The organism is Streptomyces anandii JCM 4720 (assembly GCF_014650655.1).
GTDB classification, from domain to species: Bacteria; Actinomycetota; Actinomycetes; order Streptomycetales; family Streptomycetaceae; genus Streptomyces; species Streptomyces anandii.
Map to the genome: position 1 here is coordinate 240871 of NZ_BMVJ01000007.1, position 8532 is coordinate 249402.

General features: G+C 62.7%; 8 protein-coding genes and 1 pseudogene. 6 read left to right on the forward strand and 3 right to left on the reverse strand.

The features are described 5' to 3' along the window. Positions 1–56 precede the first annotated feature (56 nt). Positions 57–2498, forward strand: a complete 2442-nt coding sequence (locus IE249_RS15485) for a hypothetical protein (protein WP_189705396.1) — start codon at positions 57–59, stop codon at positions 2496–2498. 578 nt (positions 2499–3076) lie between these two features. Here IE249_RS15485 and IE249_RS15490 read toward each other — a convergent pair. Next, a complete protein-coding gene (locus IE249_RS15490; RefSeq protein WP_189705397.1) occupies positions 3077–4240 on the reverse strand; it encodes a metallophosphoesterase family protein in 1164 nt (387 codons plus the stop codon). 125 nt (positions 4241–4365) lie between these two features. Here IE249_RS15490 and IE249_RS15495 point away from each other — a divergent pair. Next, positions 4366–4556, forward strand: a pseudogene (locus IE249_RS15495) (IS481 family transposase); the annotation flags it as partial. Here IE249_RS15495 and IE249_RS37385 read toward each other — a convergent pair. Then, the gene (locus tag IE249_RS37385; protein ID WP_229858587.1) at positions 4519–4923 is read right to left on the reverse strand and encodes a hypothetical protein; all 405 of its coding nucleotides are present in this window, start codon (positions 4921–4923) and stop codon (positions 4519–4521) included. The pseudogene IE249_RS15495 and the gene IE249_RS37385 overlap by 38 nt on opposite strands. Beyond that, positions 4923–5387, reverse strand: a complete 465-nt coding sequence (locus tag IE249_RS15500) for an ATP-binding protein (RefSeq protein ID WP_189705398.1) — start codon at positions 5385–5387, stop codon at positions 4923–4925. The genes IE249_RS37385 and IE249_RS15500 overlap by 1 nt, the downstream gene beginning before the upstream one ends. 200 nt (positions 5388–5587) lie before the next feature. Here IE249_RS15500 and IE249_RS15505 point away from each other — a divergent pair, with 200 nt between their 5' ends. The 4 genes from IE249_RS15505 to IE249_RS37390 all read left to right on the forward strand — a co-directional run. Beyond that, positions 5588–5902, forward strand: a complete 315-nt coding sequence (locus IE249_RS15505) for a putative quinol monooxygenase (RefSeq protein ID WP_189705399.1) — start codon at positions 5588–5590, stop codon at positions 5900–5902. After that, positions 5883–7121: a helix-turn-helix domain-containing protein gene (locus IE249_RS15510; protein WP_229858543.1), complete on the forward strand. Its 1239-nt coding sequence runs from the start codon at positions 5883–5885 to the stop codon at positions 7119–7121. The genes IE249_RS15505 and IE249_RS15510 overlap by 20 nt, the downstream gene beginning before the upstream one ends. 319 nt (positions 7122–7440) lie before the next feature. Then, a complete protein-coding gene (locus tag IE249_RS15515) occupies positions 7441–7797 on the forward strand; it encodes an SCO3933 family regulatory protein (RefSeq protein ID WP_189705401.1) in 357 nt (118 codons plus the stop codon). Beyond that, positions 7797–8532, forward strand: a 736-nt coding sequence (locus IE249_RS37390) for an FtsK/SpoIIIE domain-containing protein (protein WP_268249697.1), incomplete at its 3' end; no start/stop codon positions are given. The genes IE249_RS15515 and IE249_RS37390, both read left to right, overlap by 1 nt.

Sequence of the window (8532 nt, forward strand, 5' to 3'; positions counted from 1 at the left end):
GCACAGTGCCTAGCATAGATCGGCTCCGAGCCGGAGAATTGCTAGGGTGGTTGGAAATGCGGCTTGCAGAGGATGAATTGGAGACAAAAGCTGAAGGCGAAGGCTTTCAGCTAGTGACTTCCAGCCCTGAACTTCAGGCTTGCGCAGCCGCCGCAGCTGCGTGCCCCCAGCCAAGACGCGACATCGATGAAGCAGCTAAGAGGGTCCTCGAATTTAATTCGAGGGACGGGACTCGAGCGAATGGTATTATTGATCGACTCCTCGACATGAAATGGTTGGAATACCATGAACCTTATGTCAGGGCTGCGCACGACGTTGTCATAGACCAATTGCTAGAGAACACGCTCGCGCCCCAAGCGGAATTGAGCGTGGACCACCAGGCGGCAGACGCGATACAGCAGGCTTCTCTCGGGAGAGCCCGCACAGTCGGTATATTCGCTGGTCACTTGGGAAGATTGCTACACGACCTTGCGCTGGATGACGACGACCGTGGCCTCGCGCAATACTGTGAAGATTGGCTACTCCAGCATGCCGACCAAATTGGGAAAGTGCTTAAGGAAGCCCATCCGTATGAAGGAAGCTACGCGCTCGGCGGAATCCTAACCGGTCCACCCTGGGCGGCAGCAACGATCCGGGCCTGGGACAGAATTGTCATGCCGTGGATGGAAGAATTTGGACAGAAATCAGATGCTCAGCATTTGTTCTATGTGGCCCTACCTAAACTCGATGGAGACCAGGCTGAGTATTTGAGCCACGAAGCAATTAAGTGGCTCGACTCTCATCTCCACAGGCCTCAAGCGCAGTTTGTACTCAGCAGGTTGCTGGCGCGACCAGATTTGACGACTGCCGCTGCCAAAGATGTCATTCGCCGGGGCCTCGCCTGGCTTAGCGAATACGACGAAATACCTGAGGCGCAATTTGTTCTGCAAAAACTTCTTCGGCGACGCGATTTGGCGCATGATGATGCCATACTGGCGATTACTCATGCACTAGTTTGGCTAAGCATTCATACTGGGACTTCTGAAGCGCGTTTCGTCCTGGATACTCTGCTGCAAAGACGGGACATGGATGCACAATCTCGGAGTCAAGTAGTACATGACGCGTTCGTATGGCTGGATAGCCAAGATTGCTCGTTCGAGGAAAGGTTCGTCCTCAGGCCGCTCCTTCGGAGGCGCGACTTGGCACCCAGCGAGGCCGCGAAGGCGATTTCTTACAGTCTTTCTTGGTTGGAAGCGCATACACAGTCGGACGAAATCAGGTTTGTCCTGCAACCGCTTCTTCAGCGAACGGACCTGTCAGCTAATGATGCCGCTCTGGCAATTTCCCATTCTTTGTCCTGGCTGTCAAAATACAACCAAGATCTCCATGCGGACTTTGTAATAAACTCGCTGCTCAGTCGCCCTGACCTAACGAGCGAAGATTCTAGTCACGCAATGAGTTTCGCGTTTACATGGCTGAGTTTTCACGGTCAGACAGGTCAGGCGCCACACGTCCTTAGTAAGCTCCTAGAACGTGAGGACTTGTCCACTCATGACTTGGGGCACGCTGCTCATTCTATTGTCGCCTATCTGGAAACAGCTGGTAGGGCTATACCCCCTAATTCATTGGTCTCAGTACTGCGACGCCCAGATCTGAGTTCTGAGATTGCATCTGTCATAGTCGATCACGCCTGTACGTGGCTCGACGAAAATGCCGGAGGCACGGAGGTCGGCGCCATGTTGCAAGCCCTGCTCGGTCGGCCAGATATTGATGATTCTCGCCAAGCTCTTTTGCGTGATCACACCTTTGCATGGTTGAGAAACAAGGTAAGCAGCACTATCTCGGGTAGTCGCATGCGATTGGTACTGGATCATTTCGCGCCTAGCCCGCTTCCGGCGGATACCGCTGCACTAATTGAAAACTGGATAGGGCGAAACCCGAAAGAAGTGCATTGTGTTATATCTAGTCTTGCTCGAAATGGTTTCCTTACATCCGGAGTGGTTAAGGCTATCCTCAGGCACACAAAAGGCTCCCCGGCGGGACTCGATTCGGTCCTGAGCCTGCATGAACTGTCTAGTTATATAGGGGAGCATCCACAGCTTAAAGCTGCGTTCCTTGGTCGAGTAGAGGGCATGTTGGACCACCTAACTGGAGGCTCAACGGCAAACCGTCAGGGCGATATCGATGTTTTGTTCGCGAATCTAGTGCACCAGTCTGAAGAAGGCCTTGCGGGTATGCGGACTGACGGACTGCTTAGGCGATGGGTGCTTCATGACTCGGCGTTTATCACCCCTTGCCCAAAGGTCGCCCAGAGCTCAATTTTTATCTTTCGTATCGCCGACTTGATAGGACTAGAATACCTGGACCAAGAGGAATCGAGATACGTTCTATCGCGAATGAAAGAATGGGTGATGTGCTGGGAATCGGGGGCGGAAAAGGAAGAGGCGCTCGCACGGATTCAATCTTTTGAGGGTCGCCTTGATGATACTCCTGAGGTGGAAGAGGGTTTTAATCCTTAATGATTGCTGACAATTTGTGATTCTCCCTTGAATTTTCCTCTCGGGTGCTTCATTCATCGTGAGTCAGCGGGTCCTGGGTCCGTTATCCCAGGCTGTGGCTGGCCATTGCATCGCAGGTCGGCGGAACGGCTTTGGGCTGGAGCTGCTTTGGCGCGAGTGATCATGGCCCCGTAAGCTTCCGGCGCGTCGGGCAGTCTGTGGACCTGCCCGGTAAAGCACGACGTTGGGGCCATGATCTTCGAGGCTCGCGCCAAAGTGGCTGCCTAAAGCCGTGGAGACGACCGCCCCAGCCACGATGTACCCCTTCTCTGGCATCAGGTGGCTGATTGCTGTGCGCGCGGCACGGGCGCCGGCCGGGCTGGAGCGGGGCGGAGACAGGAGCGCAGGCCCGGCCGGGGGCCGGGCCGCGCGCGGGGAGCGGAGCGAGCCGCCTTGAACCAGTAGAGAAAGTTGTAACTCAGTCGGTCGCGTGGGGTCTGTCTTGTCTCGGTTGATGCTTGACGTTGTGGCTTCAACGGCTGCCGCAGAGCTGATCTTGATCGTGGCCCACGCCTCAGATGCGGAGGAAGGTTGGGGCCTCAGTTGCAGGTGCCGCTGCCAGAGTCGCTGTACTGCAGCGCCGTGGAGTCGAAGCCAGGGCCGGGCAGGACGGGCTTGTAGTCCCAGCTGTAGCTGTCGGACTTGAGGGTGAGCTTCATGACGCCGAAGGCGCTGGCCTGGGCGGTGACCACGTTGGGGTTGTCGTAGTTGCCGGGCGAGCCGGCGAGGGTGTCGAGAGCCTCGCCGCCGGAGCCGACGATGAACTCCGGGATGCCGTGGGTCGGGTCGTACTGGCCGGCGGGGTTCATCGGGCGCAGCCGGGCGTACGCGTGCTCGTGACCATTGAGGATGAGCGTGGCGTGGTGCTGGTAGAGGAGCTTCCACCACGCGTCGGTCGCTGCACCCTCGGCGCCGCCGACGCCCGGCGCGGACGCGGGCACCGTGGCGGTCGAGGCCGTCGTGGCGCTGAAGGTCGCCTGGTGCCAGTACGCGATCGTGCACTGACGCTTGTTGGCGGCCAGGTCGTTCGAGAGCCACTGGGTCTCCTGGCCGAGGAGGCCGCTGTCCGTCGTGGAGCAGTCGTGTTTGAACGCGTCGGAGTTGCACTCGGCGTTGAGCGAGATGATGTGCCAGTTGCCGAGGTTGTAGGAGTACCACCCCTGCTTGTCGGTGGTGTCGTCGCCGGCCTGGCCCTGGGTCTCCGGCGTGCCGGCCTGGTCGTGGCCGTTGAAGTAGCCGAAGTATCCGGCACCGTTCTGCCCGGCCTCGTTGTCGCCCTTCTTGGTGTACGGGTAGTACTCGTGGTTGCCCGGCGCCGGGCGTTCGAGCATCTTCAGGCCGCCCCATGCCTGCTCGAAGGACTGCTCGAAGTCGGTCAGCTTGCCGACCTGGTACTGCTCGTCGCCCAGCAGTGCCACGGCATCGGGGTGCATGTCCGTGGCCTGCTTGGCGGTGGCGAACTCGGCGCTCATGCCGCCCAGGGTGGGGCTGCCGCACTTGAGCGACGCCGGGGTGACGGCGTTCTCGGCGTCGTCGGGCTCGCAGGCGATGTCGCCGACAGCCGCCAGGGTGTACGAGGCCGCGCTGTGGTGGGCGTAGGGCCAGTCGTTGTCGCTCTGGTTCGCGGCGGCGACGGCGGTGCCGGTGACCGCGAGAACGGCCAGGCCGACAGCTGCGGAGGAGATCTTGGTGACGCGTCTCATGTGCGGTGTCCTTCCACGGCGGGAGTAGCCAACGCACGTTAGGCAGTTGATCTATCAGTTGACACAAACACGTTCCGACCGTTCGGTGAACTCCGTTCGTGGCAGGGCGACCACGGCATCCCCGCTGTGGACGGCTGCAAGGCGGCCGTCTGGCCGGCCTGCCACCGCTGTTGCCCCGCCCGCCGAGCAGATCGTCGAGCGGCCCGTCGGCCGCGTCGGCGGCTTCGTGGTCGCCGGAAAACGCATCCAGCTTGGCCGCGGCTATGCCCGCCAGGGCGTCACCGTCCACCTGAGCGAGGACGTGATCCGCGTCTTTTGCCGGTCGTGAAGTCGTGTGCACATGCTGGCAGTTCGACGCCCTGGCGGTGGGCGAGCGGCACGAAGAGCACTGGCCGGATCGTCCAGGTGATACGAGTGCTGGCGTGGGTGACTGACACAGTGCAGGGCTCGGCGCGCAGGAGAGCTCTCCTTGTTTCGATGCGGCCGTTGTACAGCCATTCCCACGCCTCGTCGGATGCGTCCGGATCGAGCGCCGGTGAGATCGTGCGGAGTGCGACCGCGACCCACCTGTCGGCCTGGGGTGCCGAGTAGGCGTCGATGGATGCCCGGAGCGCCGGCGGCCCTCCCTCGGTGAGGTCTTCGGTCCAGCACTCGCACCAGTAACCGCGTCGGGGCTTGTCCATCAGCACCGGCGATCTCCGGGGCGCGCGTCCGTGGAAAGTTCTGTGTTGACCGCGTGGTTGTTGCGGCTCACCGGGATACGGAGTTCGGCAATGACGGTGCGACCACAGTTGTTGCCCTGAACTAGGACGCTGTCGGCGAGAGCAGTGACCATGGCGAGCCCTCGGCCGTGGGTGGTGTGGGGGGATGGGCACTGGACTTCGGGCGCGGCCTTGGCGTCTCCGGAATCGGTGACTGCGATGGCGAGGATCAGCTCGGAGACGGTGAGCGTGACGTGGAAGGTGCCGGCGGCGTCGCCGCTGGCGGTGTGTACGAGGGCGTTGGTGCCGAGTTCGGTGACGATCAGCGCGGCGTCTTCGGAGTGGGGGTGGCCGTCCAGTGTGGCGCGTGTCCAGCTGCGTGCAGCGTGGAGCTGTTGGGGATCCCCGGGGAAGGTGCGTCGGTGGGTGGGCATGGCGTCCTCCATGGCAGTGACCTGCTGCTTTCTGTGTCAGCCGTACCGACTGGCTGACACGGACCATGCAGAGCCGTACAATTAGTACTAGCACCGTACCGAATGTGCGCGTAGTTAGAGTGCGGGTTCGTACTTTTCGTGCGGGCGGTCGGGCATAGCGTTCGCCGTGCGGTCTGGTGCTGACCTGGATGCCGATGGAGAGAGGACCTCGCATGTTCGGACTGTTTGTGCGCTTCACCTGCAAGGACGAGGCGGCGGCCGCTGGGTTCGACGACCTCGTGGCGCGGACTGGTGAGCAGATCCGTGCGAACGAGCCCGGGACGGTGGTCTACGCCGTGCATCGAGTTGACGGTCGTCCGCTGGAGCGCGTGTTCTACGAGCTCTACCGGGACAAGGGCGCCTTCGAAGAGCACGAGGCGAAGGACTACGTGCAGGCCTTCCTCTCTGAGCGGGACCGGTATCTCTCGGCCACGGAGGTTGATCGCCTGGACTTCGTGTCCGGCAAGGGTGTGGACGTTGAGCACTGAGTATCAGAAGGCGCTCGGACGCAAGATCGCCTTCAATCGCAAGCGGCGGGGACTCTCGCAGAAGGAATTCGCCGGCCTGCTAGAGCGCTCGGAAGCATGGGTGTCCCAGGTGGAGCGGGGTGTACGCCGCATCGACCGGATGACCGTGCTGGAGAAGGTTGCCGACGTCCTTGAGATTCCGGTGGCCGAGTTGGCGGCCGAGGCCCCCATCGTTGCGTCGGTGGCCGAAGGGGAGCCGCCCGGGGCCAGCCGGCTGCGACTGGTGCTGAGCGCGGCGCACTCACTGAAGGCTGTCCTCGGCCAGCAGAACGCTTCCCCCGATATCCCGGCACTGCGCTCTGAGGTGGACCGTGCCTGGTCGCTTACCCACCAGGGCAACTACGCCGACCTGGCCGAGCTGCTCGAAGGGCTGGTTCCTCAGCTGGAGTCGGCAACCCGCTCGGTTCCAGAGGTCGAGCGTCCCGAGCTGTTCCGACTGCTGGCGGTCATGTACCACACGTGTAGCGGCGCGCTCGCGAACATGGGGGAGCCCGAGGCGGCCTGGATCGCTGTCGACCGTGCCGTGGTCGCTGCCGAGCGGGCCAATGATCCGCTCCTGATGGCGGCCGGCGAGTTCAGGTTGTCGCTCGTCTTTCTCGGTGCCCGCCATTTCGAGCAGGCGGCTCAGGTGTCCGGAAGTGCGGCTGACGCGCTGGGGCCGCTGGCGGAGTCCGGACAGATCGAGGCGGTGGCGCTGCGGGGCGCGCTGACCCTTCAACGGGCGGTGGCTGCCGCTCGGCTGAACCTGGCCGATGAGGCGTATGGGTATCTCCGCGACGCTCGCGAGATGGCCGAGCGGGTCGGTGATGGACGCAACGACTACAACACCGAGTTCGGGCCGACCAACGTTGGCTTGCACGAGGTGGCCGTCGCGGTCGACCTCGGGGACGCCGGAGTTGCTTTGCGAGCTGCCCAGGGTGTGGATGAAACGGGACTCTCTGCCGAACGGCAGACGCGGTTTCAGATCGATGTAGCCAGGGCCTATGCCCAGCGCCGACAGGTTGCTGACGCGGTCTCAGCACTGCTGAGAGCGCGTGAGTTGTCGCCCGAAATGGTGCGGGCCCTGCCGATGGTGAAGCAGCTTGCGGCGGACTTGCTGACCATGGCCCAGCCGCCCTCTGAGGAACTTCGCACCCTGGCGGCGGAGTTGGGCGTACACGAGGTACGTACTGGTACCTGAAGTACTAGACAGTACTTGGAGTACGGGTTACTGTGGTGGTGTCAGCACGCCCCCTCGCATCCAGCGGAGTGGGTCGTACGGACATGCGAACGGACCGGAGCAGGAAGGCAGACCTGCACCGGTGCGTAAGCGAAAGGGCCACAGAAAAGAGATGTGGCCTGAGCGGGAGGCAGCCCACTCAGGCCGGGTGCGTCTTTGGCATCAACGCTCCTGGAGCGTATCGCGCCCAGTCGGTATGAGGTCAACCTCCCGTTGCGTAGTCATTCGTCACTGAATGCGGCCACCGCATGTGTGCCGCAACGCAAGGGAGAGCATTTCTGTGCGTGTAATCCGTGTGGAGACTTCGGCGGCCACCATCCTGCTGACCGAAGCCCCGGAACCCAAGGTTCGGGACCGCCAGACCGGAGAGATCGCCAAGGACGCCACCAGCGGTGAGGCGCTCATGACGATCGGAGCTGTCTACATCGAGGACGGCGAGTCGTCGCTGATCAAGGTCACGGTTCCGGAAAGCGGCATCACTGAAGGCCTGACGCTCGGTGCCCCGGTCTCGCTGCCGGGTCTGGTGGCCCGGCCGTGGGAGACCGTGTTCAACGGTCAGCAGCGGCACGGCATCGCATTTCGCGCTGCCGCAGTCACACCGGCCGCCTTCCCGGCTCACGCCCAGGCCTCGGCTTGATGCCGGACTGGATGACGCTGTTGGAGGTGGGTGGTCCCCTCGCCGCTATCGGTGGCGGGACCGCCTACACCCGGGCTCGTCACCCGGGCATCTACTGGTCCACGGTCGGCCTGCCGATATCGACGGCCCGGCTCCTGGGCTCGTACGGCTCCGTCATGGAAGCGTGCGGTCTGACCGTCCAGCCTTCCCGGTTACGAGCTCTGGCAGTCAAGGCGACCACTCGCCGCGAGGTCCGGCCGGTGCCTCCTCGCCGGGGAGTCATCCGGCCCACCTCGACGGGCCTTCGGCTTCGGCTTCGGCTGGCTCCGGGGCAGGAGCCGGCGGACGTCGCCGCCTCGGCGGAACGGCTGCGGCACGCCTGGGGCGTTCACGCCGTATACGTGACGGACGTGAAGCCGGGGGTGGTGGAACTGCGGCTCGTCGGCTTCGACGTGCTGTGCAACGTCCGGATGCCGAGGAAGGCGGATGGCGGACTCCTCAAAGTGCCGGTGGCCCTGCGGGAGGACGCGACGGCCTTCGTACGGGACTACCGGGCCATCCCACATCAACTCACCCTCGGTGCGACGCTGTCGGGGAAGTCGATGTACTTGCGCCAGCTGGTCGCTGGGCTGGCACAACAGCCAGTCGCGTTAGTCGGGATCGACTGCAAGCGGGGCGTTGAGCTGGCGCCCTTCGCCCCGCGTCTCTCAGCACTGGCCACCGATCCGGAACAGGCGACCGAACTGTTGCCGGTCC

What these genes read in the sequence shown, in the direction of transcription:
- IE249_RS15500 (WP_189705398.1), bottom strand. Translation starts at nt 5,387, where the DNA reads ATGGAGGACGCCATGCCCACCCACCGACGCACCTTCCCCGGGGATCCC.
- IE249_RS15490 (WP_189705397.1), bottom strand. Translation starts at nt 4,240, where the DNA reads ATGAGACGCGTCACCAAGATCTCCTCCGCAGCTGTCGGCCTGGCCGTT.
- IE249_RS15485 (WP_189705396.1), top strand. Translation starts at nt 57, where the DNA reads ATGCGGCTTGCAGAGGATGAATTGGAGACAAAAGCTGAAGGCGAAGGC.
- IE249_RS15505 (WP_189705399.1), top strand. Translation starts at nt 5,588, where the DNA reads ATGTTCGGACTGTTTGTGCGCTTCACCTGCAAGGACGAGGCGGCGGCC.
- IE249_RS37385 (WP_229858587.1), bottom strand. Translation starts at nt 4,923, where the DNA reads ATGGACAAGCCCCGACGCGGTTACTGGTGCGAGTGCTGGACCGAAGAC.